The 24,017-nt window shown below is 58.1% G+C and carries 19 protein-coding genes; 11 read left to right on the top strand and 8 right to left on the bottom strand.

The genetic code is table 11. From position 1 onward, the window contains the following. Window positions 1-153: 153 nt before the first annotated feature. Both HU754_RS14705 and HU754_RS14700 read right to left on the bottom strand, forming a co-directional pair. Window positions 154-1,800: an ATP-dependent nuclease gene (locus tag HU754_RS14705; RefSeq protein ID WP_186622319.1), complete on the bottom strand. Its 1,647-nt coding sequence runs from the start codon at window positions 1,798-1,800 to the stop codon at window positions 154-156. 179 nt (window positions 1,801-1,979) lie between these two features. Further along, window positions 1,980-2,534 carry a hypothetical protein gene (locus HU754_RS14700; RefSeq protein WP_186622317.1) on the bottom strand — a complete coding sequence of 185 codons (555 nt, stop codon included), beginning with the start codon at window positions 2,532-2,534 and terminating at the stop codon, window positions 1,980-1,982. 289 nt (window positions 2,535-2,823) lie between these two features. Here HU754_RS14700 and HU754_RS14695 point away from each other — a divergent pair, with 289 nt between their 5' ends. Further along, window positions 2,824-3,882: an ArsO family NAD(P)H-dependent flavin-containing monooxygenase gene (locus HU754_RS14695; protein ID WP_186622315.1), complete on the top strand. Its 1,059-nt coding sequence runs from the start codon at window positions 2,824-2,826 to the stop codon at window positions 3,880-3,882. A gap of 55 nt (window positions 3,883-3,937) precedes the next feature. Here the strand turns inward: HU754_RS14695 and HU754_RS14690 are convergent, their stop codons facing one another. Beyond that, window positions 3,938-4,714 carry an SDR family NAD(P)-dependent oxidoreductase gene (locus HU754_RS14690; protein ID WP_186622457.1) on the bottom strand — a complete coding sequence of 259 codons (777 nt, stop codon included), beginning with the start codon at window positions 4,712-4,714 and terminating at the stop codon, window positions 3,938-3,940. A 43-nt stretch (window positions 4,715-4,757) separates the two neighbouring features. Continuing rightward, the gene (locus HU754_RS14685) at window positions 4,758-5,696 is read right to left on the bottom strand and encodes a LysR family transcriptional regulator (RefSeq protein ID WP_116256157.1); all 939 of its coding nucleotides are present in this window, start codon (window positions 5,694-5,696) and stop codon (window positions 4,758-4,760) included. Between the two features lie 121 nt (window positions 5,697-5,817). On the opposite strand from HU754_RS14685, the gene HU754_RS14680 reads away from it, so the two are divergent. From HU754_RS14680 to HU754_RS14670, 3 genes are all read left to right on the top strand, one after another. Beyond that, complete coding sequence (locus HU754_RS14680; protein WP_186622313.1) at window positions 5,818-6,744, top strand: alpha/beta hydrolase; 927 nt, start codon at window positions 5,818-5,820, stop codon at window positions 6,742-6,744. A gap of 221 nt (window positions 6,745-6,965) precedes the next feature. Beyond that, window positions 6,966-8,420 (top strand): TrkH family potassium uptake protein, encoded by a 1,455-nt coding sequence (locus HU754_RS14675; protein WP_186622311.1) that lies wholly within the window; start codon window positions 6,966-6,968, stop codon window positions 8,418-8,420. A 135-nt stretch (window positions 8,421-8,555) separates the two neighbouring features. Then, a complete protein-coding gene (locus HU754_RS14670; RefSeq protein ID WP_186622309.1) occupies window positions 8,556-9,878 on the top strand; it encodes a chloride channel protein in 1,323 nt (440 codons plus the stop codon). Window positions 9,879-10,114: 236 nt separating this feature from the next. Here HU754_RS14670 and HU754_RS14665 read toward each other — a convergent pair whose 3' ends face one another. Then, window positions 10,115-10,771: a dTMP kinase gene (locus HU754_RS14665; RefSeq protein WP_186622307.1), complete on the bottom strand. Its 657-nt coding sequence runs from the start codon at window positions 10,769-10,771 to the stop codon at window positions 10,115-10,117. A gap of 57 nt (window positions 10,772-10,828) precedes the next feature. Next, window positions 10,829-12,010: a XylR family transcriptional regulator gene (locus HU754_RS14660; RefSeq protein WP_116256155.1), complete on the bottom strand. Its 1,182-nt coding sequence runs from the start codon at window positions 12,008-12,010 to the stop codon at window positions 10,829-10,831. A gap of 175 nt (window positions 12,011-12,185) precedes the next feature. On the opposite strand from HU754_RS14660, the gene xylA reads away from it, so the two are divergent. The 4 genes from xylA (at window position 12,186) to HU754_RS14640 (ending at window position 17,510) form a co-directional block, all read left to right on the top strand. Continuing rightward, entirely contained in the window at window positions 12,186-13,502 is a 1,317-nt protein-coding gene (gene xylA / locus HU754_RS14655; RefSeq protein ID WP_186622305.1) for a xylose isomerase, read from the top strand. Window positions 13,503-13,650: 148 nt separating this feature from the next. Next, the gene (gene xylF, locus HU754_RS14650; RefSeq protein WP_102899781.1) at window positions 13,651-14,652 is read left to right on the top strand and encodes a D-xylose ABC transporter substrate-binding protein; all 1,002 of its coding nucleotides are present in this window, start codon (window positions 13,651-13,653) and stop codon (window positions 14,650-14,652) included. Window positions 14,653-14,816: 164 nt separating this feature from the next. Next, window positions 14,817-16,373 carry a D-xylose ABC transporter ATP-binding protein gene (gene xylG / locus HU754_RS14645; RefSeq protein ID WP_186622303.1) on the top strand — a complete coding sequence of 519 codons (1,557 nt, stop codon included), beginning with the start codon at window positions 14,817-14,819 and terminating at the stop codon, window positions 16,371-16,373. Further along, a complete protein-coding gene (locus HU754_RS14640; RefSeq protein ID WP_093431645.1) occupies window positions 16,374-17,510 on the top strand; it encodes a sugar ABC transporter permease in 1,137 nt (378 codons plus the stop codon). It abuts the gene before it with no gap. Between the two features lie 10 nt (window positions 17,511-17,520). Here the strand turns inward: HU754_RS14640 and HU754_RS14635 are convergent, their stop codons facing one another. Continuing rightward, window positions 17,521-18,444 (bottom strand): LysR family transcriptional regulator, encoded by a 924-nt coding sequence (locus HU754_RS14635; protein ID WP_186622301.1) that lies wholly within the window; start codon window positions 18,442-18,444, stop codon window positions 17,521-17,523. Window positions 18,445-18,538: 94 nt separating this feature from the next. Next, window positions 18,539-19,738: an MFS transporter gene (locus HU754_RS14630; protein WP_186622294.1), complete on the bottom strand. Its 1,200-nt coding sequence runs from the start codon at window positions 19,736-19,738 to the stop codon at window positions 18,539-18,541. A 307-nt stretch (window positions 19,739-20,045) separates the two neighbouring features. On the opposite strand from HU754_RS14630, the gene HU754_RS14625 reads away from it, so the two are divergent. Genes HU754_RS14625 through HU754_RS14615 form a run of 3 tightly spaced genes read left to right on the top strand, consistent with a single transcriptional unit; the run spans window position 20,046 to window position 24,015 of the window. Beyond that, window positions 20,046-21,314, top strand: coding sequence for a c-type cytochrome (locus tag HU754_RS14625; RefSeq protein WP_367617429.1), 1,269 nt, complete (start codon window positions 20,046-20,048; stop codon window positions 21,312-21,314). Further along, window positions 21,311-21,784, top strand: coding sequence for a (2Fe-2S)-binding protein (locus HU754_RS14620; RefSeq protein ID WP_186622290.1), 474 nt, complete (start codon window positions 21,311-21,313; stop codon window positions 21,782-21,784). The genes HU754_RS14625 and HU754_RS14620 overlap by 4 nt, the downstream gene beginning before the upstream one ends. After that, on the top strand, window positions 21,781-24,015 hold the full coding sequence (locus HU754_RS14615) for a xanthine dehydrogenase family protein molybdopterin-binding subunit (protein WP_186622288.1): 2,235 nt from the start codon (window positions 21,781-21,783) through the stop codon (window positions 24,013-24,015). Before HU754_RS14620 ends, HU754_RS14615 begins: the two co-directional genes overlap by 4 nt. Window positions 24,016-24,017: the final 2 nt, after the last annotated feature.

Genomic DNA, 24,017 nt, shown 5'->3' with positions numbered 1-24,017 from the left:
GACTGACGCGGCAACAGTTGCCCAAATCGCTTATGACTGAAATCTCGCGCTGTCCGCTTGAATCTCAGAAATAACAGTATTGACTGTTAATCGGTAGGTGAGGGCAGGGCACTGATTGCAGTGCCCTTTGGATCAGCTCCCCATGCCGGTTTTTCATAGGTCGTAATGATTGGACCGTACAATAAAATCACAGAGGTGGGTGATGCGCTTACGTAAGTCTAGTGGAGTAAAATCCACCTTTGGATTGGTTTTAACGTAATCCCGAGCAACTTTTACTTTGGTGGCAGTGCGTGGTTTCTGGCGGGCCTGATTCGGTTCAGGGGCTATCTCATACTTCAGCAGATTCGCCCACTGACCGGTCTGAAGTATGTTCGTTGCGTGCTTGTGGGCCGCTTTGATGCTATTGAACAGTAACCCTTCGTCCAGATAATTTTCTATTTCTCGTCCCTGGGTAACCCATGCTTGGCTCCCGAACTCTTTCTGCAATCGGAGCTTTGTCTCCGAAAGAGGCGAGTTGGAGCTTGCCTTGTCACTGTCAAACACAATAGCTGAATGCCGGTTTATGCATCTGAGCGAAATGAAGTCGTCGACCGCTTCTCCGTCATCTAGCGTTTCCTCGGAAGCTTCAGCCCCAGAAACGTGGCTGAAAAGCCGCCCGCCGTAGAACATGATCGTGTAGTGGACACCTTCGAACAGGTCAACATTGTGCCCTTTGATCCAATAATTAAGGTAAATCCGGTCGGAAGGACCTTCAACCCAAATTACACAGTTGCTCTGCAGAATGTCCGAGGCCTTATAGCCCAAGGCGTCGAGCGTAGGTGCCAAATCAAGTGCCGGATCAACGAAACCATTTGTAGTTTGGAATAATTTCACGCCAACCTTACGATCAGCGTTGGCGCCAAGGCTATTGATGAGCGCTGCGGAATGCGTGCTAATAAATAGTTGAAGCACGTTTTGCTCGGCAATGGCCAACAGACGACGTAAAAGCAGGCGTTGCAGTTTGGGGTGGAGATGAACTTCTGGCTCTTCGATCAGGCAGATGGAGTCCTTAGGGCGCGTAACCAACCAAGCGGCCGTTGCGGCGTAAGATTGCCATCCCGAAGGGAAACACTGCACAGGGATGCGATTGAAGACATCGCTGTCGTCACCCAAGCATACCTTTACCGTACCGTCACCACAGTCGATCAAGGAGTTTTCATCCACATAACGCAGTCCGGGATCGTTGAAATCTTTGCTTCGGTCTGCTAGCCCCGCCAAGTCGGCCCGGGCTCGATTGAGCTCTTCTACGCAATGCGTATCGATAACCGGTGTAACTTGCCCACAGTGTCGATAGTGCAGTTGGTCCTCGCGTAGAAAAGGAGGAGGGAGTTTCTTGTGCTTGGCGGGATCATACTTGTGCAAATCCTGTGCGGTTTGCTCAATTAACGACCCTCGAACAAAATAGGTCTCACAGCCAGCAAAATCGACAGGCAGATTCAAATCGAATGGGGCAAACGGAAAACTATAAATGGCACGATGGCCATTTTTAAAGCTCAGGCAATAGGCGGGCGGGCAATATCCGATAGGATTTTCCCTAACAAGGGTGGCGAGTATCTCGGGAAAGGCGGAAGCCCGGATCATATCGATGACCGAGGATTTTCCAGAACCGTTTTCGCCAATAAACACATTCACATCACCAACTTCAAACTCGGCAAAAGGAATCACGAAATTAACGGTATCTTTTGGGATATCGGCTTTGTAAGGATTGATGCTAGCATTGAGCGCACGAATACCGCGATAACTAATACTTTGAAGCTTCATGAATGAGGGCCTACAGGCTGTGTGGGTGTCGTGAACGCCGTTTGGAGGAGGGCAACCACTTAATGGATCATCCCTTGATGCTTAATAATTGCCCGTGCGGTTAATCAATATATAACTCAACTAAATAGATGTTTAGTTTAGTTATAATCTTAATGCATAACGAAGGAGGGGAGTTCAGTTTACCGGCTGGTTCGCCCAACCACCAAAAGAGCCTGAAAAGCAGCTTCAGCGGCTGTCTCAGCCGTTTTGATTTGGTTGAGAACCGTCGCTAAGTGGAGGTCAATCAAGTCTTGCCGCTCGTTATCTGCCAAGTCACCGAATAAGCCGACAAACTGTTTTAAACGATTTACTTCAGAAAATGCATTTGCCAGGCTGCTGTTGACAGCCTCACTGAAGAAGTCAGCTTTGTCCAAAAACTGGGATGGAAGCTCAATCGTAATTGCTGATGCCTTTTCGACCAGCTGCTTTCGCGCATTTTTGTCCTGCAGCAAACTGCCGATCAAGGGCTCACTGCCAGTTGGAAAGAGATCGCTCTTGAATTTAGAAATCTGGACATGTGCAGCTCCGACAGGTGTCGTCATGATCTGCGCTAGAAGTCTAGCGCTGGCATTGCGCTCGCGACTTCTTTGGTGTTTGTCATATAGCCAAACGAACAGTGCGATAATTGCGGCTATGGCAGTAGCCACGGCGCTGATTGCATTCCAGTCAATTTTCCAGTCTGTACAGAGCCACATTCCGTTTCTCCGGTGATGAGTGAAGCAACAGCGTTGCTAAAGGCCGGCATTCAAGCATGCAAGAGAATCAACGCCAAGCAATGCTTGGCAGGACTGTTGCGCAGTGGCCGCAGCCACGGGCTGGCTTCAAAACTGGCCTCCAGAGCCCCCAGTCCTCTATATGGCGATTCGCATAATGTATATTATGTTAAATCATATACATTACAACGCCGCCGATTGAGCAACATCAACAAACGTCCACTTCAAATGGATTAACTTGACCTGACTTTCGCTGACCCAAGGATTCCCCATGCCTGCCGAAGTGGATGTTGCGATTATTGGCGGTGGCCAGTCTGCACTCGCCGTCGCTTACTTCCTGCGCCGTACCGGGCGTTCCTTTGTGATTATAGATGCCGAAGCGGCACCGGGTGGTGCCTGGCGGCATGGCTGGGATTCCCTGCGACTGTTTTCACCGTCGACCTGGAGCTCCATCGCCGGTTGGATGATGCCTACCGTCACGGACGGCTACCCAAGTCGCGACAACGTACTCGATTACCTGCGCCAGTATGAGCAACGCTACCAATTTCCTGTCGAACGGCCCTACTGGGTCAACGCTATTGAACGTCGGGGCAATCACCTCAACGTAAAAGCCCAGGGTCGCAATTGGCTGGCCCGTACCGTGGTCAGTGCGACCGGCACTTGGCGTCATCCCTACCTGCCGCATTACCCAGGCAGCGAAACCTTTACGGGTCAGCAATTGCATTCGGCCCATTACGTTAACGCCAAGCCGTTTGCGGGGAAAAAAGTCCTGGTGGTGGGCGGTGGCAACTCCGGTGCGCAGATCCTCGCTGAAGTCTCGCAAGTGGCCGATGCCACTTGGGTCACTCCGCAGCCGCCAGAGTTTCTTGCCGATGACGTTGATGGACGCGTGCTCTTCGAGCGAGCCACCGAGCGCTGGAAAGCGCAACTGGCCGGCATCGTCATTGAACAGCCCGTTGGCGGCCTGGGCGATATCGTGATGGTGCCGCCAGTCGTTGAGGCACGGGAGCGCGGCGTGTTGCACGCGGTTCGGCCGTTCCTGCGCTTCACCGAGACCGGCGTGACTTGGGCTGATGGCTCGCAAACGCCGGTCGACGCGGTGATCTGGTGCACCGGCTTCCGCCCTGCCCTCGGCTATCTGGAATCACTGGGCGTGTGTTCCGCCGACGGGCGCGTGGCCGTCAAAGGTACGCATTCGATTCAGGAACCGCGTTTGTGGTTGGTGGGTTATGGCGACTGGACTGGTGCCGCTTCCGCGACACTGATCGGCGTGACCCGAACGGCGCGCAGTACCGTTGAGGAAATTGAGCGGTTTTTGCTGGAGCAGTGAGTCGGCGCAGCGCAGTTCAGGCAACGTTGAGGTCCCTCTCAGGAATTAAAATGTCTTAACCCGCTTTGTTCTCAACCAGGCAATTGCCTCCATCCACCACGAGCAGTTCACCGGTGATGTAACTCGCTTCAGGTGAAGCCAGGAATACAACGGCTGCGGCCACTTCGTCTGGGCGCCCCGCTCTCCCGAGAGGCGTAGAACATGCAGCTTTGACTTCATCAGGCGTGCTCGACCCTGTAGCTATCCAGCCAGGGGCAACTGAGTTCACCGTGATACCTTGATGAGCCACCTCAAGGGCTAGACTCATGTTCATTCCTACCATTCCCGCCTTTGCAGCACTGTAAGCAGCCTCCCCTGGATTACTGGCCCGCGTGCCGGTAGTTGAGCTGATGTTCACTATGCGGCCATAGCCTCTCGCTCGCATCCCAGGCAACACCCCTTGGGTTAACAGAAACGCAGTTGTCAGATTTCTAGCGATGGAAAGATTCCAGCTTTCGAGGCTCGTACTCGTGAACTCGGAGAACTGTTCTGGACTCCCTTGCATCGCCATACCGGCATTATTTACAAGAATATCGATGCGGCCCCAGACGGCCTCAGCCCAAGCGACGAATTCACTCACCTGAGTTTCCTGAGTCAAGTCGACCGGTCGACCCACTGCTTCGAAGCCGGCGGCACGTAACTCCGCAACCCGCTCATTGATGCGTGCGCTGCTTGCCGTGACGATCAACTTGGCCCCTTGAGCGCCGAGACGATGGGCAATGGCCATACCGATTCCAAGCTCACTGCCCGCTCCACTCACAAGTGCCACTTGATCTGTCCAGGTTGAATTCATCATCGTTGCCTCTGTAATTGCAATTACGCACCTCGCTCACTGATCAACCTGAGTGAGTGCCTTCCCCTAGGTGATGCTCCCATGGTGGGCATGGTGACCAAGCCTCCACGAGCTTATCGATGAAGAGTCGAATTTTTGGAGAGAGGTGCCGCTTGCTAGGGTAGATCACCCGAATAGGCTCTGCGGCCTCTGCATACCCAGCGAGCAATTGAACAAGCTTGCCGCTCCTCAAATCGTCGTTCACCACGTAGGAAGGAAGAGTCGCGATACCCAGGCCAGCGACAGCTGACTGGTGTAATGACTCAGCACTGTCCATCTGTAGCCTTCCACCATGAGTAACGGACACAGCGCTACCATTCACGCGAAAATTCCAGGGAAGCAATCTCCCACCACTCACGAAATGCAGGCACTGGTGCTCGGATAAATCCTCCGGCGTTTTAGGCTCGGCATGCTGATCCAAATATTTGGGTGAAGCGCAGGTAATCATTTGTTGGTAGGCCACAGTGCGCGTTAACAACCGAGAATCTTCCTTCGGTGGCCCGATGCGCATGGCCAAATCAAATCCCTCATCGATCAGATCGACCAGCCTGTCAGAAAAGGTGATATCCACGCTCAGGGAGGGCCAATCCTTAAGACAGCACTCAATATGTTGAAGGACATGAAGTCTGCCCAACGCAACCGGCAGACTCATCCGCAGTCGCCCACTGGGTGTCGAACGACGAAACGCAAGGGCATCCTCCACGTCGTCCAGATCCTGAAGAACGCCCACACAGCGCTCATACAGAACCTGGCCGTCATCGGTCATGCTTAAACTGCGCGTAGTGCGATTCAGTAAACGTACCTGTAAACGAGCCTCGAGCCTGACTATCGACTTCCCCACTGCAGAGCGCGTAAGGCCAAGCTGTTTTGCCGCCGCAGTGAAGCTTCCAGCGTTTACCGAGCTCACAAACGCGGCAATATCATTCAGGTTATGGAGTTCCATACGGCCTCGGTGGTCTCAACGTTCGGGCGGCTTGGCACCTGTTATGGGGAACCCTGTTCCCCAATAGTAAGCATAGTATCTCAATTAGCTAATCCACTCCCAACGATCAATTGAGGTGATTATGAACACTAAAGTCCAAGCAGCCGTCCAAACCTGGGCCAATAGCCTTAGCGATCTGGTACCCGTTCTTAAGGGAATCGATACCACCACAAAAATGAGCGACATCCGCGACTCTTACGCAAAAATGCTCGCGCAAAATCCAGCGCCAGCTGGCGTTAAATTCGAAGCAGTCGACATGGGTGGCGTACCCGGCACACTGGTTACCCCGGACGAGATCAAAACCGACGCGGTCGTGATGTACATCCACGGCGGCGCCTACATTGTAGGTCGTCCAGACGGCTACCACGGCATCGGCGGCAACTACGCGAAGATGCTCGGTGCTCGTGTGTACATGCCGGACTACCGCCTCGCTCCTGAGCACAAGTTTCCAGCCTCTATTGACGACACATTGCGCGCTTACGAATGGTTGCTTGAGCAGAAAATTCCGGCTTACAAAATTGCGTTCTCTGGCGAGTCGGCTGGCGGCGCGATGGTTGTCAGCGTCATGGTTGCGGCGAAATCGAAGGGGCTTCCATTACCTGCGGTTGGCTCCTCCATCTCACCATGGGCGAACCTTGAACACACCGGTGCTTCCATGAGCGACCGTGAAGGTCTGGATCCTCTGAACTCCAAGCCTGTCCTGGACATCCTCGCCAGAGCATTCCTGGGCGACACATTGGCCAGTCATCCTCTGGCCTCACCTGTGTTCGCGGACGTCACCGGTCTTCCACCAATCTTGGTGCAGATCGGCGAGAACGAGCTGATGTTGAGCGATGCAATGCGCCTTGCAACTCACCTGGCTGATAACCGAGTTCGCGTGAACCTGGAAGTATGGCCGGCGATGTTCCACGCCTGGCACTTCTACGCCACCATGCTGCCAGAAGGTCAGCAGGCTATGGAGAGTTCCGTTCGCTTCATCGAGGCTGGCTTGGCCGACGCTAACCGTTAAAACGCAGAACAACCGCGATAGCTGTGTGGTAGTCGCGGTTTTGCTCACCCTGTTTCTATAAAAGCTTCATCAGGCTATTCAAAAAACCTGAGCAAGCTAGTTCCTCCCCCATAATGGGGTGCCATTTCTAATGGGTTGAGGGAAAAATTTTACGCAAAATTTACGGGGCTGAAGGGTTCGTCGTCCAATACTGCACGGCGCTAAATCAGTAGGTTCCTTTCATGTCACTTGCAGCACTACGGCTCATCGGTTTCATTCTGGGTATTTTTCTAATAACGCTGGCTGTGAGCATGGCTATTCCCATGATCACACTGGTTGCCTATGAGCGCAGCGATGACCTGTCGGCCTTCCTCTGGTCGAGCTTGATTACCTTCATCACTGGCCTCCTGTTGATAGCGCGAGGTCGTCCAGACAACGCCCAGCTTCGTCCAAGAGATATGTATCTACTAACGACTTGCAGTTGGGTGGCGGTATGTACCTTCGCGGCGTTGCCGATGGTGTTCATCAGTCAGATCAGTTACACCGACGCTTTTTTTGAAACGATGTCCGGCATTACAACCACGGGTTCAACTGTCTTGAGTGGTTTGGATACCGCTTCACCTGGATTGTTGATCTGGCGCTCAATGCTGCACTGGTTGGGTGGTATCGGCTTCATCGGCATGGCTGTGGCGATCCTTCCACTGCTGCGAGTGGGCGGTATGCGTCTTTTCCAGACAGAGTCCTCAGACTGGTCAGAGAAAGTAACACCTCGCTCTCATGTGGCAGCCAAGTCCATTCTCTTTCTCTATTTTGGGCTCACTGGCGCCGGGGCAGCAGCTCTCTGGATCGCCGGCATGACGCCGTTTGAAGCGGTCAACCATGCCATGTCGTTGATCTCGACTGGCGGGTTCTCTACTTCTGACGCCTCGCTTGGGCATTGGACGCAGCCAGCGATTCACTGGATCGCGGTGGTCATCATGATTCTGGGTAGCCTGCCGTTTACCCTCTATGTCGCGACATTGCGCGGCAATCGGCGTGCGCTGCTCAAGGATCACCAGGTACGCGGGTTTATTGGTTTCCTGATTGTGATTTGGCTAGCGGTGGGGACATGGCTGTGTTTCCACAGCGACTACGGATGGTGGGATGCGTTTCGTATCGTGGCGGTCAATGTGACCTCGGTTGTCACGACCACCGGAATTGCTGTAGGTGATTACACCTTGTGGGGCAGCTTCGCAGTCTTGCTTTTTTTCTATCTGACCTTCGTCGGCGGGTGTTCAGGCTCAACAGCTGGTGGCCTTAAAATTTTCCGTTTCCAGGTTGCCGGTGCTCTATTAGTGAGTAGCCTGAAGCAGTTGATCCATCCTCGTGCGGTGATTCAGAAAAAATACAACGGCCATCCGATTGATGAAGAGATCTTGCGTTCGCTTTTGACCTTCTCATTTTTCTTCACCATCACCATTGCAGTGATCGCTCTGGGACTCGCCCTGATCGGACTGGATTGGACGACAGCGTTGAGCGGAGCTGCTACGGCGGTGTGCAACGTGGGACCAGGCTTGGGCACAATCATTGGGCCCGCTGGTAACTTCTCATCATTACCTGACGCAGCAAAATGGTTGCTGACCATTGGCATGCTGCTGGGACGGCTGGAGATACTTACCGTGCTGGTACTCGTTACACCGGTTTTTTGGAGGTATTAGTCCTATCACTGGATAGATGAATACCTGTAAGCGCCAAAAGAGCCTGTCTTGTGGCGCTGCCAAAGCTGTTTGGAACAAGCTGCTTATTTGGTTAGTCTTGCGGTCAATATGGCGACTTCAAGGGGAGCCCTTCGGGTGATCAAACCGATAATGCTGTTACGCCGAGGCTTCGCCTCCATGCGCTGGCGTACTAGAGTCACATTATGGATTGCGGCAACCATAGCCGGCTTGCTGGTGGTGGCGTTTGCAAGGCTCGCGGACATAGCCCTGGCGCAGTTTGCTCAACAGACCGCAGAGCGAGCGTGGCTTCCTCTTGTTTACACCCCACTGATCGGCATGCTCGTAGTCTGGCTGACAACACGCTTTTTCGTCGGCGCCCAAGGCAGCGGAATTCCGCAGGTAATTGCAGCAACACGACTTGCGCGTCAAGGTAAGCCCATTAACAGACTGGTTTCATTGCGCATTGCTTTCGCCAAAATAAGCCTCGGAACTCTGGCGCTGACGGGCGGCTTTTCGGCGGGACGCGAAGGCCCCTCAGTCCAGGTTGCCGCATCCATCATGCACTTCTTTCACCGCTTCCTGCCCAATGCGCGAATCGTGCGCAGCGAGGATCTCATTCTGGCGGGAGGTGCTGCGGGTATTGCGGCTGCATTCAATACGCCCTTGGCCGGGATCGCATTCGCGGTAGAAGAACTGGGACGCAAGTTGGAAACCCGTACCAGCGGTGTTCTGCTCAGCACCATCATCCTGTCTGGGATGGTTGCCATTGCCTTACAGGGAAACTACAACTATTTCGGTCATTTCGGCATTCAGGACATCAACCTCGACATAGTCGTCCCGGCATTGGTCATAGGGATTGGTTGCGGGCTATTGGGTGGTTTATTTAGTCGAATGTTGTTATGGCCACAGCGGCATCCGCAGTTCATCATCTGGCAATGGCGGCGCCTGCACCCAGTATGGTTTGCCGGCATTTGTGGATTGGTCGTCGCTCTATTGGGTTGGCTGAGTGGCGGAATGTCGTTTGGTAGTGGATACGGCATTACCTCTCAGGTCATCGCATCTGATGTAGTCCTGCCATGGCACGCTCCCATTACTCGCTTCCTGGCGACCGTAGTGACCTACTTCTCTGGTATTCCCGGAGGCATTTTCGCTCCCTCGCTCGCTGTAGGGGCCGCAGTAGGCGCCAATACCGCAGAGCTATTCCATCTGGCCGCGCAGCCCACTATTGCACTCTGCATGGTTGGTTTTCTGGCGGCCGTTACTCAGTCGCCAATCACCTCCGCAATCATTGTGATGGAGATGATTGATAGCCACAGTATGGTGATCAGTCTCATGGCGGTAGCCCTGATTGCCAAGGCTGTCAGTTCAAGAATGGGCCCTGAGTTGTACCAGCAATTGGCGCGAGGCTTTCTCGAGAATGCAGAAGCTGCCACTAAACCGAAGAATCCAACTCAATAAGCCTACCGTGTGATTCTGCTAGCCAGTGAGGTCAGTTGATCCTTTTCATGTTGCAGCGCCAACGAGCGATCATGTGCAATCCTTCAATGACTACGTCAATTGAGCACCGGGCGGCGCAGAAGTTTATTCGTAATGCCGAGAGTAGTTTGCGACCAAGCTATCAACTACAGCCTCTGGCCTTCCTGTGAATCGCACGTGGTGGTTGCCAGCGACACGGCGAAAAAACTGTTCTAGGTCTACGCGATACCCTGAGCGCCAAGCCTGGCATCCACTTCGACGTTCAACCCAAGCACCTCATAGATCCGAGAAACCACCAGCATCGTCGCCTCCTCAACCGTTCCTTCATTACGGCACAACATCCAACCGTGATCCTTGACCGCTTGCTCGAACATTTCCGTACACGCCACATGTGCGGCGTACTTCTGAATCACGGTGCCGCCCAGTCCCCGCGAGCGTGTCGCCGCCCTCGCCCACGAAACATCCGGATCGGTGACGACGCCGACATGCAGATCTGGCACCTGCACGTCTCGCTCGATATTCAATTGAAGAATCTCGGCAAACGGGATGGTTTGGCGAAACGCGGCATCCGAGGGATACCAGCGATCGATCAAGATGATGCTGTCCAGCGGCTGCTTCGTCAGAACGTTCTGGGAGATCCAGCGACGGCTATCCGCAAGGCGCTGACACACAGCCCACTCCAGATCCCGGCAAGGATTTCTCGCCAGCGTGTTGACCAAGGCCATGGTTTCACCCCTGAACGGATCGCTTTTTTTCTCGCAAAGCCGGATGACTTTCTGGTTGCCCGCCCTCAGTACTTGCGTAACGGCCTCCAACAGTGTGGTTTTGCCGGTACCTTTGGGCCCATCCAGAGAAACGAACAGCGGACGATTCATTGTTCACGCAACAATCAAGACATTGATGCCCACTCTAACCTCATTTCCGGTATTCCATCAGCGCATCCCTGCCCCTTGCTGATACTCCCGCGGCGTACAGCCAAACTCCCGGCGAAACACCGTGTGCAGATACTGCGCAGATTTAAACCCGCAACTGCGCGCAACGTCGGCAATCACCGAGTCAGTATTTTTCAATCCGCTGGTGGCCGCTGCCAGTTTGAAACGCAGGATCTCGTCATGCACGCTGCAGCCTCGTTCGACGCGGAAATGCGCTTCGAGTGATGAGCGCGACACACCGACATACGCCGCCACCTGCGCCGTTTTGATGCCTTGGCAAGCGTATTGGCGGATGAACAGCAGCGCCTGCATGACGTAGGGATTGCCCAAAGGCTGATGCAAGCTCGACACCTGCACGTTGACCGCATCGGGAGGAATCAGGATTTGTGTACCGGTGGACGGCATGCCATGGAGCATCTGATGGAGTAATTGCGCGGCGGTACGGCCCATGGTTTCGGTGCCCTGGATGACTGAGCTCAGCGGCACGCGGGTCAGGCTGCGGGTCAGTGGGTCGTTGTCGATGCCGATCAACGCCACTTGCTCCGGCACGGCAATGCCTGCGGTCAGGCAGGCTTGCAGCAACTGGCGCGCGCGGGCGTCGCTGACGGCGATGATGCCGATGGGTTTGGGCAGGCTTTGCAACCAGGCGATCAGTTGTTCGACGGCGCTGTCCCACAGCGGTGCGCTGGTGCCCATGCCGCGATAGATTTCGCCGTGCAGACCATCGCGTTTCATCAATTTGCGGAAGGCTTTTTCGCGCTCTTGCGCCCAGCGATTGGCTTGCGCTTCAGGCAGGCTGAAACAGGCGAAACGCTGCAGTCCCGCCTCGATCAAGTGCGTGTAGGCCAGCGTTATCAGTGCGTTGTTATCGGTGGCGACGTAGGGAATCGCTTTCGGATAGGCGCGCTTATCCTCGTACGAGCCCCCTACTGCCACCACCGGCAACTGAATGTCGGCCAACGCCTCGCCAATCAACGGATCGTCGAAGTCGGCGATGATCCCGTCACCCTGCCAGCGCTCGATGCCTTTCAAACGACAGAGAAAATCCTCTTCCAGAAACAGGTCCCAGGAGGCCCGAGTGCTGCTCAGGTAGTTGCCGATGCCGCTGATGATGCCACGGTCGTAGATCTTGCTGCCGTTGAACAACAGAGCGATGCGGTGAACAGGCGGTACGGTTTTCATTGTTTTTATGCTTGTCCCGAGCCCCTTGTCACAGAGGCGATTGACACAGACTAGGCGCCTGGTCGAAGAAGCTCAATACGCAAAATCGCACTCCGTGTTGATGTTTTTCATAATCAGCAGGGCCGGGGCCGTTGCTAGTATCGAGACACCGCCAAGAACAACAAGGACAAGGTCCATGCAGTATTTCCCTGATGTCGAGCCGATTCGCTTCGAAGGTCCAGATAGCGATTCCCCCCTCTCCTTTCGTCACTACGACGCCGACAAACTCATCCTCGGCAAACCCATGCGTGAACACCTGCGCATGGCCGCCTGTTACTGGCACACGTTCGTCTGGCCGGGTTCCGATGTGTTCGGTGCGGGGACGTTCAAGCGCCCTTGGCAACACGCCGGCGATCCCATGGAATTGGCGATCGGCAAAGCAGCCGCGGCCTTCGAATTCTTCTCCAAACTGGGTATCGACTATTACTGCTTCCATGACACGGACGTCGCCCCGGAAGGCCAGTCCCTGAAGGAGTACCGCAACCATTTCGCACAGATGGTTGATCACCTCGAGCGACATCAGGAACAAAGCGGGATCAAGCTGTTGTGGGGCACCGCCAATTGCTTCAGCAACCCGCGTTTCGCTGCCGGCGCCGCGAGCAACCCCGATCCGGAAGTGTTCGCCTGCGCCGCTGCCCAGGTGTTCAGCGCCATGAACGCGACCCATCGCCTGAAAGGCGCCAACTACGTGTTATGGGGCGGTCGCGAAGGCTATGAAACCTTGCTCAACACGGACTTGAAGCGTGAACGCGAACAGCTGGGCCGCTTTATGCGCATGGTGGTCGAGCACAAGCACAAGATCGGTTTCACCGGCGACCTGCTGATCGAACCCAAGCCGCAGGAGCCGACCAAGCACCAATACGATTACGACAGCGCCACCGTGTTCGGCTTTCTTCAGCAGTTCGGGCTGGAACACGAAATCAAGGTCAACATCGAAGCCAACCACGCGACCCTGGCCGGGCATAGCTTCCATCACGAAATTGCGACGGCCGTTTCCTTGGGGATTTTCGGCAGCATCGACGCCAACCGTGGCGATCCGCAAAACGGCTGGGACACCGACCAATTCCCCAACAGCGTCGAAGAAATGACCTTGGCCACCTATGAAATCCTCAAGGCCGGCGGGTTCAAGAATGGCGGTTTCAACTTCGACTCCAAGGTGCGCCGCCAGAGCCTCGATCAGATCGATCTGTTCCATGGCCACGTCGGCGCCATGGACGTTCTCGCCCTGTCGCTAGAGCGCGCAGCGGCCATGGTGCAGAACGACGCGCTGCAACGGCTCAAGGACCAACGCTACGCCGGTTGGCAGCAGCCGTTCGGGCAGGCGGTGTTGACGGGTGACTTCAACCTTGAGTCGTTGGCCGAGCTCGCGTTCACCAACGAGTTGAACCCGCAAGCCGTCAGCGGCCGCCAGGAAATGCTCGAGAACATCGTCAACCGCTACCTCTATCGCTGATTGCTACGGGAATCTGCCGGCGCTTCGACGCTGTGACAATTGCACGACAATTCTGTGCCTGCGGCGTCTGCGGATTCTCTACAGTTTTACCAGCCCGATACTCATCGTCAGGCCGTGTCTTTCCAACAACAATAAAAGGACGCCCCATATGAAGAACGTAAAACGCACGCTATTGGCCACTGCCCTGGCGCTGCTGTCACTGCCGGTGATGGCTGATGCTGCCCACCCGAAAATCGGTTTCTCCATTGATGACCTGCGCCTGGAACGCTGGTCGCGTGACCGTGATTACTTCGTCGCGGCAGCGGAAAAAATGGACGCCAAGGTCTTCGTACAGTCGGCCGATGCCAACGAGCAAAAACAGATATCCCAGATCGAAAACCTGATTTCCCGGGGTGTCGATGTCATCGTCATCGTTCCGTTCAACGCCACGGTGCTGACCAACGCGGTGGCCGAAGCGAAGAAAGCCGGAATCAAAGTCGTGTCCTATGATCGGCTGATTCTCAACGCCGATGTCGACGCGTACATTTCCTTCGATAACGAAAAAGTCGGCGAGATGCAGGCCAGCGGTGTACTGAAAGCGGCGCCCAAGGGCAATTACTTTTTGCTCGGTGGTGCGCCCACCGACAACAACGCCAAAATCCTCCGCGAAGGCCAGATGAAAGTGCTGCAACCGGCCATCGACAAGGGCGATATCAAGATCGTCGGCCAACAGTGGGTGAAGGAATGGAACCCGACCGAGGCGCTGAGCATTGTTGAAAACGCCCTGACCCGCAACGACAACAAAATCGACGGTATCGTCGCTTCCAACGACGCCACGGCCGGTGGCGCCATTCAGGCACTGGCGGCGCAGCAACTGGCCGGCAAGGTGCCGATTTCCGGGCAGGACGCCGACCTTGCTGCTGTCAAACGTGTGATCGCCGGCACGCAAACCATGACCGTCTACAAGCCGCTGAAACTCATCGCCAGCGAAGCCGCCAAGCTCTCGGTACAACTGGCGCGCAACGAAAAACCCGCCTTCAGCTCGCAGTACGACAACGGCAGCAAAAAAGTCGACACCATCCTGCTCACGCCAACCCCGCTGACCAAGGACAACATCGACCTGCTCGAACAGGACGGCTTCTACACCAAGGCGCAGATTGCCGGGAAGTGACCCCATCACAAATCCCCGGTTATACGAAAACCCTTGTGGGAGCGAGCCTGCTCGCGAATGCGGTGTGTCAGTCAACGAAGCATTGTCTGAACTGACGCTTTCGCGAGCAGGCTCGCTCCCACAGATTTCGTGGTGTGTGAGTCTTTGATATACGAGCCCTCTCCATGTCCGACTATCTGCTGCAAATGAACGGCATCGTCAAAACCTTCGGCGGTGTCAAAGCGCTGAACGGCATCGACATCAAGGTCAGGCCCGGCGAGTGCGTTGGCCTGTGCGGCGAGAATGGCGCCGGCAAGTCGACGCTGATGAAGATCCTTTCGGCGGTCTACCCGCACGGCACCTGGGACGGTGAAATCCTCTGGGACGGGCAACCACTCAGAGCGCAATCGATCAGTGAAACGGAAGCTGCCGGCATCGTCATCATTCACCAGGAACTGACGCTGGTGCCCGACCTGTCGGTGGCCGAAAACATTTTCATGGGCCACGAACTGACACTGCCCGGCGGACGCATGAATTACCCGGCGATGATTCACCGCGCCGAAGCCCTGATGCGCGAATTGAAAGTCCCCGACATGAACGTATCGCTGCCGGTTTCGCAGTACGGCGGCGGCTACCAGCAATTGGTGGAAATCGCCAAGGCCCTGAACAAGAAGGCCCGCCTGCTGATCCTCGACGAGCCTTCATCGGCCTTAAGCCGTTCGGAAATCGAGGTGTTGCTGGACATCATTCGCGACCTCAAAGCCAAAGGCGTGGCCTGCGTCTACATCTCGCACAAGCTCGATGAAGTCGCCGCCGTGTGCGACACCATTTCGGTGATCCGCGACGGAAAACACATCGCTACCACCGCCATGGCCGACATGGATATTGCGCAGATCATCACCCAGATGGTCGGCCGCGAAATGAGCAACCTCTACCCCTCCGAGCCGCACGCTATTGGCGAGGTGATTTTCGAGGCCCGGCATATCACCTGCTACGACATCGACAACCCCAAGCGCAAACGGGTCGACGATGTTTCCTTCGTGCTCAAACGCGGCGAGATCCTTGGTATCGCCGGGCTGGTCGGCGCAGGCCGCACCGAACTGGTGACCGCGCTGTTCGGCGCTTACCCCGGGCGCCACGAGGGCGAAGTCTGGCTGGACGGGCAAGCCATCGACACGCGCACGCCGCTCAAGTCCATCCGTGCCGGCCTGTGCCTGGTGCCGGAGGACCGCAAGCGCCAAGGCATTATTCCTGACCTAGGCGTTGGCCAGAACATCACCCTCGCCGTGCTGGACAACTACTCAAAACTGACCCGCATCGATGCCGAAGCCGAACTGGGCTGCATTGATCGGGAAATCTCGCGCCTGCACCTCAAGACCGCCAGCCCGTTCCTGCCGATCACCAGCCTCTCGGGGGGCAATCAGCAAAAAGCCGTGCTGGCGAAGATGCTGCTGGCCAAACCCCGGGTACTGATTCTCGATGAGCCGACCCGAGGTGTGGACGTCGGCGCCAAATACGAAATCTACAAGTTGATGGGCGCACTGGCCGCTGCCGGCGTGTCGATCATCATGGTCTCGTCGGAACTGGCCGAAGTGCTTGGCGTTTCCGACCGCGTGCTGGTGATCGGCGAAGGCCAGTTGCGTGGTGACTTCATCAACCATGAACTCACCCAGGAACAGGTGCTTGCCGCCGCCCTCAGCCAACCTGGCAGCCATAACAATAATGATCGGAAAACCGCGTAAATGAATCAGGTCAAACAACTGTTCACCCGCTACAAAATGCTCGCGCTGGTGTTTGCCGTGGTGCTGATCTGGCTGTTCTTCAGCTGGCAGACCGAGGGCGGATTCCTGACCCCGCGCAATCTTTCCAATCTGCTGCGGCAAATGTCGATCACCGGCATTCTCGCCTGCGGCATGGTGCTGGTGATCATCAGCGGCGAGATCGATTTGTCGGTCGGCTCGTTGCTCGGTCTGCTCGGGGGTCTCGCGGCGATTCTCGATGTGGTCTACCACATTCCGCTGTTGGCGAACCTGAGTCTGGTCGCCCTGTGTGGCCTGATGATTGGCCTCGCCAACGGTTACATGGCGGCTTATCTGCGCATCCCCTCGTTTATCGTCGGTCTGGGCGGCATGCTGGCGTTTCGCGGGATTCTGCTGGGGATTACCGGCGGCACGACCATCGCGCCGGTATCGCCTGAACTCGTCTACATTGGCCAGGGCTACCTGCCCCACGCGATCGGCACCGGCCTGGGCATTCTGTTGTTCGCGCTGACGGTGTTCCTGACCTGGAAACAGCGGCGCAATCGCGCCCTGCACGGCCTCGCGGCGCATTCGTTGGTGCGTGATGTCGTCCGCGTGTTGGTGATCGGCGCCGTGCTCGCCGCTTTCGTGCAGACGCTGAACAGCTATGACGGCATTCCCGTGCCGGTCCTGCTGTTGCTGATTCTGCTGGGCGTGTTCAGCTACGTGACCAGTCAGACCGTGTTCGGGCGGCGCGTCTATGCCGTGGGCAGCAACATGGAAGCGACGCGCCTGTCCGGGATCAATGTGCAGGCGGTGAAGCTGTGGATTTTCGGGATCATGGGCGTGATGTGCGCCCTCGCCGGCGTGGTCAACACCGCGCGCCTCGCCGCCGGTTCGCCCTCGGCCGGGAGCATGGGCGAACTCGACGCCATCGCCGCCTGCTTTATCGGCGGTACTTCCATGCGCGGCGGTTCCGGCACGGTGTACGGCGCCCTCCTCGGCGCGCTGGTCATTACCAGTCTGGACAACGGCATGTCGATGCTTGACGTCGACAGCTATTGGCAGATGATCGTCAAGGGCAGCATTTTGGTGCTGGCAGTTTGGGTGGATGTGAGTACGCGGACCGGGCGCCGTTGAGCCGCAGGGGTCACGCTGCGGGCGTGGTTGCGGCCACCGGGCTGAGAATTTCCATGAGGAAATCGATAAACACATTGATCCGGCTGGACCCTCGGTGATTGGGTAAATACAACGCGTTGATGCACGTGCTGGCGCTGCCGGGATTGACCTCGTACTGCTCAAGCAAGCGGGTCAGCCGGCCGGCTGCCACGTCGTCGCGTACCAGCCAGTCGGCCAGCAGCGTCACCCCGCCGCCGCCGATGGCGGCTTCGCGCAGGATGTCGGCATTATTGCTTTGCAGGCGCCCATGCACGTTGAGCTGAATGGGCGCGTCTTCATTCTGAAAAGTCCAGTGCTGGTGGGTGCCGCCGTAATCGAAACGCAGGCATTGATGCTCCAGCAAATCCCGTGGGTGACAGAGCGCCGCACTCCGCGCCAGATACGCCGGACTCGCCACCACCCAGCGTTCGAACTGCCCCACGCGTTTGCTGACGATGTCTTCACTGACCACCGACGACCCCAGTCGCACCGAAACATCGATCTGCTCGCTGAGCAGGTCGCTGACCTGATCGCTCAGCGACAGACTGATCTCAAGTCCCGGATGCCGCTCAAGCAAGCGGCTCAGGTGCGGCGCAATCAGGCGCCGGCCGAACTCCACCGGCACGCTGATACGCAGACGGCCCTGCGCTTCGGCGCCACGATCGGCAACGACGGCATCGGCTTCATCAATCGCGTCGAGAATCGCCACGGCTTTTTCGAAATAGGTCTGGCCGGCAACGGTCACGCTGGTGTTGCGCGTGGTGCGATTGAGCAGGCTCGCGCCCAGCTCGTGTTCCAGCCCCGCGACTTGCCGGGTCACTGACGACGTTGATATCCCGAGTTTGCGCGCTGCCGAGGAATAGCCCCCGCAGCGCACGGTTTCCACAAACATCTTCAGTGCCAGCAACTTGTCCATAAGCGGAGTCCGGTCGAAAGGGAACGCGGATGATTGTGCATCACTGTTCCCCCCTCGTCTTGTACCGCCGTGCTTGCCCGCACTCGCCGGTTGTTCAGACATCGGCCTGGCGACTCAGGAACAAGCCGAGCGCCAGCGCTGGCAACAGCGCCACCGCGACGGCGGACAGGTTCCAGCCGAAATGCTCGTACAACGGACTCGCAACCAGCGATCCCAGCGCGCCGCCGACGAAAATACTGGTCATGTACACGGCGTTCAGGCGCGCACGGCTGTGCGGATCGAGGGCGTACACCTCACGCTGGCCGAGCACCATGTTCAATTGCACGGCGAAATCCAGCAGCACCGCGCACACCACCAGCCAGACATAGCCGCTGCCCGGGAGCGCAGCGATCAGCAGCGAAACCGGCGCCAGCAGCAATGCGACCAGCGTGCCGCGACGACCATGCCCGGCATCGGCCAGACGCCCGGCAATCGGCGCCGCAATGGCACCCACCGCACCGACCAGCGCGAAGATCGCGACGTGTGCCTGAGTGAAGCCGTGGTGACGCATCAGTTCAATCGGCGCGAGAGTCCAGAACAGGCTGAAACTGGCAAACAGCAGCCCTTGATACAGCGAGCGCTGACGCAACAGCGGATAGCGCCGGGCCAAGGCAAACACCGAACCGATCAACGCAGCATACGAAGCTTTATGCGTCGGCAGCCGACGCGGCAGCGCCACCGCAGTGACCAGCGCGATGACCGCCATCAGGGCCGCCGCGCTGTAAAACACCCCGCGCCAGCCGAACACTTCAACCAACAGGCTCGACAGTGGCCGCGACAACAGAATGCCCAGCAGCAGACCGCTCATGATATTGCCGACGACGCGGCCACGACTGGCCTCGGGCGCCAGGTGTGCCGCCAACGGCACAAGGATCTGCACGGCCACCGAGGTCAGACCGATCAGTAAAGACAACAGCAGGAACATCGACGGTGAATGGGTCAGCCCGGCGCACAGCAATGTGACGCTCGCCGCCAAAGTGAAGCCGACCACCAGCCGGCGGTTTTCCATCAGGTCGGCCAGCGGCACCAGCAGTAACAGGCCCAGCGCGTAGCCAAATTGCGTCAGCGAAACGATCAGGCTGGCATTAGCGCTGGACAGACCGATCTGCGGTGCAATCAGTTCGACGATCGGCTGCGCGTAGTAAAGATTGGCCACGACCGCGCCACAGCAAAATGCCAGGAACGCGACCATCAGGCCGGACAGTGAAGTTGGCTGTTCGGCATTTGCCGCAACGGCCGGGTTGCCCGTGAGCATGATGACACCTCATTGAGTTCAGGAAAGTGCTGCCAAGGCTACGGCCCTGTGGCGACGCGCAGAATCCACGCGGCGAGCAACGCAGTGATGCGTCCGGTGCAACGGCGCAAGCGTTGCTTCTCGCGCAACGCGCTGTTGCGCGCGCGGGTGATTCTCCCGTGATGACGGTTTCTCTACGCTTTGGCCCTTGGCGCCGTCGTTCCCAGGGGCGCCCTTCCCCGGCTGTTACAAGGAGCGTTGTCATGACCCGTATCCCATCCGTTCTGCCATTGCCTGCCGCGTTTTTCTCCGTCTCATGAACCGCCACTTGCTGAAGTCCAGAACGTTATGGATCAGCGTGGCCGTCGTCGCGGTGCTCGGCCTGATCGGCGCCGTTTGGCTGATGTGGCGCCCGGCAATTGCGCCGATCAAGCGCCCGACGATGTTCGATACTGCGCAGTTGCAACGCGGCGCGCGGGTGGTCGAGGCCGGCGATTGTGCGGTCTGCCATACCCGCCCCGGCGGTGAATATCTGGCCGGTGGGCTGCCGCTGGTGACGCCATTCGGCACGCTGTACAGCACCAACATCACCCCGGATGCTGAGACCGGTATCGGCCAATGGTCGCTGCCGGCCTTCGAGCGGGCGATGCGTCAAGGCATTGCTCGCGATGGTCACTTCCTCTATCCGGCGTTCCCCTACGTGCACTACCGGCGCATGAGCGCAGCAGACATCGCCGACGCCTATGCCTACTTGATGAGCGGCCCCGCCGTGCACGCGCCGGCCGAGCACAACCAGATGAATTTCCCGATGAATATTCGTCCGTTGGTGGCGTTCTGGAACCTGCTGTTCCTGCACGGTGAGCCACTGACGCCGCTGGCGGGGCGTAGCGAGGCGTGGAATCGCGGGCGTTATCTGGTCGACGGCCCGGGCCATTGCGCCGGCTGCCATTCGCCGCTGAACCTGATCGGCGCGGAGAAGTCCTCGGAATACCTACAGGGCGGCAGCGTTGACGGCTGGTACGCGCCGGCGCTAGTCGGCATGGGGCAACGCAGCAACCCGTGGAGTCGCGAGCAACTGGTCGGCTATCTGCGCGCCGAGATCGTTGATGGCCACGGCACACCCGCCGGGCCGATGCGTCCGGTCAGCTTGAGTCTGGCCCGCTTGCCCGCCAGTGACGCCGAGGCGATTGCCGAGTATTTGCTCAGCCTGGAAAACCCGTACCCACTGACGCAACCGCCGCCAAAGACGCCTGCCAGTGAAGCGGCAGACCACTCGACCGGCGCCCTGCTCTTCAGCAGCGCCTGCGCCGGTTGCCATGGCCCGGCGGCGCCGATGCGCACCATCGATGGTCGCCCGGGCCTGCAAAACACCTCGGCGCTGCAAGCGGCCAGCTCGCGCAACTTCCTCAAAACCGTGCTTGAAGGCTTGCCCGCCACAGCCGGATCGCCCGGTCCGCTGATGCCTGCATTCGCCGCCAGCCTCGACAACGCGCAACTCGGCGCACTGGCCGCGTATCTGCGCCAGCAAGCCCGCCCCGATCAGCCGTGGGTCGACCTCTCTTCCACTATTGAAGCGTTACGTCAGGAGACGAAATGAGCCAGATCACTCTCAACGTCAACGGAGCCGCGCAAGCGCTTGAGCTGGAGCCGGACATGCCGCTGCTGTATGCGCTGCGCAACCACTTGAACCTCAACGGCGCCAAATACGGTTGCGGTCTCGGTCAGTGCGGCGCCTGCACGGTGATCGTCGACGATCAACCGGTGTTCGCCTGCCTGACGTCCTGCGCCGGCCTCGAAGGCAAAAAAATCCGCACCGTGGAAAGCCTCGGCAGTGCGGTAAAACCTGGCCCTCTGCAAGCGGCGTTCATCGAGAAACAGGCCGCGCAATGCGGCTACTGCATTGCCGGCATGCTGATGCGCGCGCAGGCGTTGCTTGAGCGTAATCGCCACCCGGATGAGGCGACCATTCGCGAGCACATGGCCGGCAACCTGTGCCGCTGCGGTACGCACTTGCGCATCATCGAGGCGATCAAGCAGGTGGCCGGGCACAACGGGAGCCTGACATGAGTGAGTCGAATGAATTGAACCCGAGTCGGCGCGCCTTCCTGCGTGGTGGTGCGTTGCTGATGGCGTTCACCCTGATGCCGGTCGCGCGGCGTGTGTTGGCGGATACGGAAGTCGATACGCTCGGCACCGTGGTCCTCGCGCCCGACCTGCCCGGAAGCCTGCGCACCAACCCGTTTCTCGACGCCTGGATCCGCATCGGCGCCAACGGCATCACCGTCTACACCGGCAAGGTTGAATTGGGCACCGGGGTCAAAACCGCGCTGCTGCAAATCGCCGCCGAGCGTTTGCAGGTGCCGGCAATATCAATCAACTTGCTCACCGCCGACACCGCGCTGACGCCCAACGAAGGCTACACCGCCGGCAGCCACAGCATTTTCGACAGCGGTACCGCGTTGTATAACGCCGCCGCGCAGGTGCGCGAAATGCTCGTCGATGCCGCCGCGCGCAGTTGGCAGGTTGATGCAGCACTGCTGAGCACCCGCGACGCTGTGATCGTAGGCCCGGCCGCTCAACGGATGAGTTACGCCGACGCGGTCAAGCATGTCGATGTGCACCAATACGCCAAGGCTCAGTCACCGGCGATGGCCGCTGCTGACTTCACACTGATCGGCCATTCGTTGCCGCGCCTCGACATTCCGGCGAAGGTCAGCGGTGGTGCAGCCTTCGTCCAGGACATGCGCCTGCCGGGCATGCTGCATGCGCGGGTGATCCGCCCGCCTCGTCCGGGCTGCACGCTGCAAGCATTCGATGCGGCGTCCATCGAAGCGCTGGCTGGCGTGGTCAAGGTGATCCGTGACGGCAACTATCTGGCGGTGGTCGCCGGTGATGAGTGGCAAGCGATCAAAGCCATGCGCCGTGCCAGCGAGGTGACGCAATGGAGCGGCGGCGAGGCGATTCCCGAGGCGACCGAGATTCATGGTCTGCTCAAACGTCTGCCCTCACGGCGCTATCCGATCAGCAACAGCGGCACGCCAAACGGCGCGGCCGACACGCGTTTTCAGGCGCGGGTCACCAAGCAATATCTGATGCATGGTTCGATCGGCCCGTCTTGCGCAGTCGCCTGGTTCAAGGACGGCACGCTTACCGTCTGGACCCACACCCAAGGTGTTTACCCGCTGCGCGCCGGGATTGCCGAAATGCTCGGTCTGCCGCCTGAGCGGGTGCGCTGTATTCATACCGAAGGCTCAGGGTGTTACGGGCATAACGGCGCCGATGATGCCGCCGCCGATGCAGCATTGATTGCCCTGCGCGTGCCCGGGACGCCGGTGCGCGTGCAATGGATGCGCGAGCAGGAAAATCTTTGGGAGCCGTATAGCTCGGCGATGGTCTCCGAAGTCGACGCCGGCCTCAGCCACGGTCGACTGCAGGACTGGGCCTACGAACTCTGGACCACGCCGCACAACGAACGCATCGTCAACGCCGGGCGGCTGTTGCCGGCACGCTTGCTCGCGCGGCCCTTCGCTTCCGCGCCATCCGTGCCAATCGCTCAGCCTGAGGGCGATGGTGATCGCAACGCGGTGCCGCTGTACGACGTCAACTCGACGCGCATCAACATGACCTTCGTCACCAAAATGCCCTTTCGCACCTCGGCCATGCGTTCGCTCGGTGCGCACATCAACATCTTTGCCATCGAGGCGAGTATCGACGAGCTGGCGATCCGGGCCGGCATCGACGCGGTCGCCTTGCGTCTGGCCCATCTCAGCGACCCACGTGCTCGCGCGGTGGTGGAACGTGTGCGTGACGAGATCGGCTGGCCGCAAAAAAGCAGCGAGCCCGGCGCTGGTATCGGTTTCGCCTTTGCCCGCTACAAAAACATCATGGGTTACTGCGCCATCGCGGTGAAACTTCGAGTGCATCCGCAGACTGGCGAGATCCGCATCGATCACGTGGTGACGGCGGTGGACGTTGGCCAGATCGTCAGCCCCGATGGCCTGCGCAATCAGGTCGAGGGCGGCATCGTGCAGTCCGCGAGCTGGACCCTGTACGAAAAAGTCGCCTACGACGCGGGCGGCATTCGCAGCTACGACTGGAGCGGCTATCCGATTCTGCGTTTCACGCAACTGCCGAAAAAAGTCGATGTGCATTTGCTCGACCAGCCGGGAGAACCCTTCCTTGGCGCCGCTGAAATCGTTCAGGGTCCGATGGCCGCCGCCCTTGGCAACGCCGTCGCCAACGCCACTGGCCGGCGCTGGCTGAACCTGCCGCTGACGCGCTCAAACCAATCCGCCTGAGC

Source organism: Pseudomonas zeae (genome assembly GCF_014268485.2).
GTDB lineage: Bacteria > Pseudomonadota > Gammaproteobacteria > Pseudomonadales > Pseudomonadaceae > Aquipseudomonas > Aquipseudomonas neuropathica.
This window is presented reverse-complemented; position numbering and strand designations above follow the sequence as displayed.

Bases quoted from the DNA above. Each gene is read 5' to 3' on its own strand.
- HU754_RS14665 (WP_186622307.1), bottom strand. From the start codon at position 10,771: ATGAATCGTCCGCTGTTCGTTTCTCTGGATGGGCCCAAAGGTACCGGC.
- HU754_RS14630 (WP_186622294.1), bottom strand. From the start codon at position 19,738: ATGCTCACGGGCAACCCGGCCGTTGCGGCAAATGCCGAACAGCCAACT.
- HU754_RS14620 (WP_186622290.1), top strand. From the start codon at position 21,311: ATGAGCCAGATCACTCTCAACGTCAACGGAGCCGCGCAAGCGCTTGAG.
- HU754_RS14680 (WP_186622313.1), top strand. From the start codon at position 5,818: ATGAACACTAAAGTCCAAGCAGCCGTCCAAACCTGGGCCAATAGCCTT.
- HU754_RS14660 (WP_116256155.1), bottom strand. From the start codon at position 12,010: ATGAAAACCGTACCGCCTGTTCACCGCATCGCTCTGTTGTTCAACGGC.
- HU754_RS14690 (WP_186622457.1), bottom strand. From the start codon at position 4,714: ATGAATTCAACCTGGACAGATCAAGTGGCACTTGTGAGTGGAGCGGGC.
- xylF (WP_102899781.1), top strand. From the start codon at position 13,651: ATGAAGAACGTAAAACGCACGCTATTGGCCACTGCCCTGGCGCTGCTG.
- HU754_RS14705 (WP_186622319.1), bottom strand. From the start codon at position 1,800: ATGAAGCTTCAAAGTATTAGTTATCGCGGTATTCGTGCGCTCAATGCT.
- HU754_RS14640 (WP_093431645.1), top strand. From the start codon at position 16,374: ATGAATCAGGTCAAACAACTGTTCACCCGCTACAAAATGCTCGCGCTG.
- HU754_RS14675 (WP_186622311.1), top strand. From the start codon at position 6,966: ATGTCACTTGCAGCACTACGGCTCATCGGTTTCATTCTGGGTATTTTT.
- HU754_RS14635 (WP_186622301.1), bottom strand. From the start codon at position 18,444: ATGGACAAGTTGCTGGCACTGAAGATGTTTGTGGAAACCGTGCGCTGC.
- HU754_RS14700 (WP_186622317.1), bottom strand. From the start codon at position 2,534: ATGTGGCTCTGTACAGACTGGAAAATTGACTGGAATGCAATCAGCGCC.
- HU754_RS14695 (WP_186622315.1), top strand. From the start codon at position 2,824: ATGCCTGCCGAAGTGGATGTTGCGATTATTGGCGGTGGCCAGTCTGCA.
- HU754_RS14685 (WP_116256157.1), bottom strand. From the start codon at position 5,696: ATGGAACTCCATAACCTGAATGATATTGCCGCGTTTGTGAGCTCGGTA.
- xylA (WP_186622305.1), top strand. From the start codon at position 12,186: ATGCAGTATTTCCCTGATGTCGAGCCGATTCGCTTCGAAGGTCCAGAT.
- xylG (WP_186622303.1), top strand. From the start codon at position 14,817: ATGTCCGACTATCTGCTGCAAATGAACGGCATCGTCAAAACCTTCGGC.
- HU754_RS14615 (WP_186622288.1), top strand. From the start codon at position 21,781: ATGAGTGAGTCGAATGAATTGAACCCGAGTCGGCGCGCCTTCCTGCGT.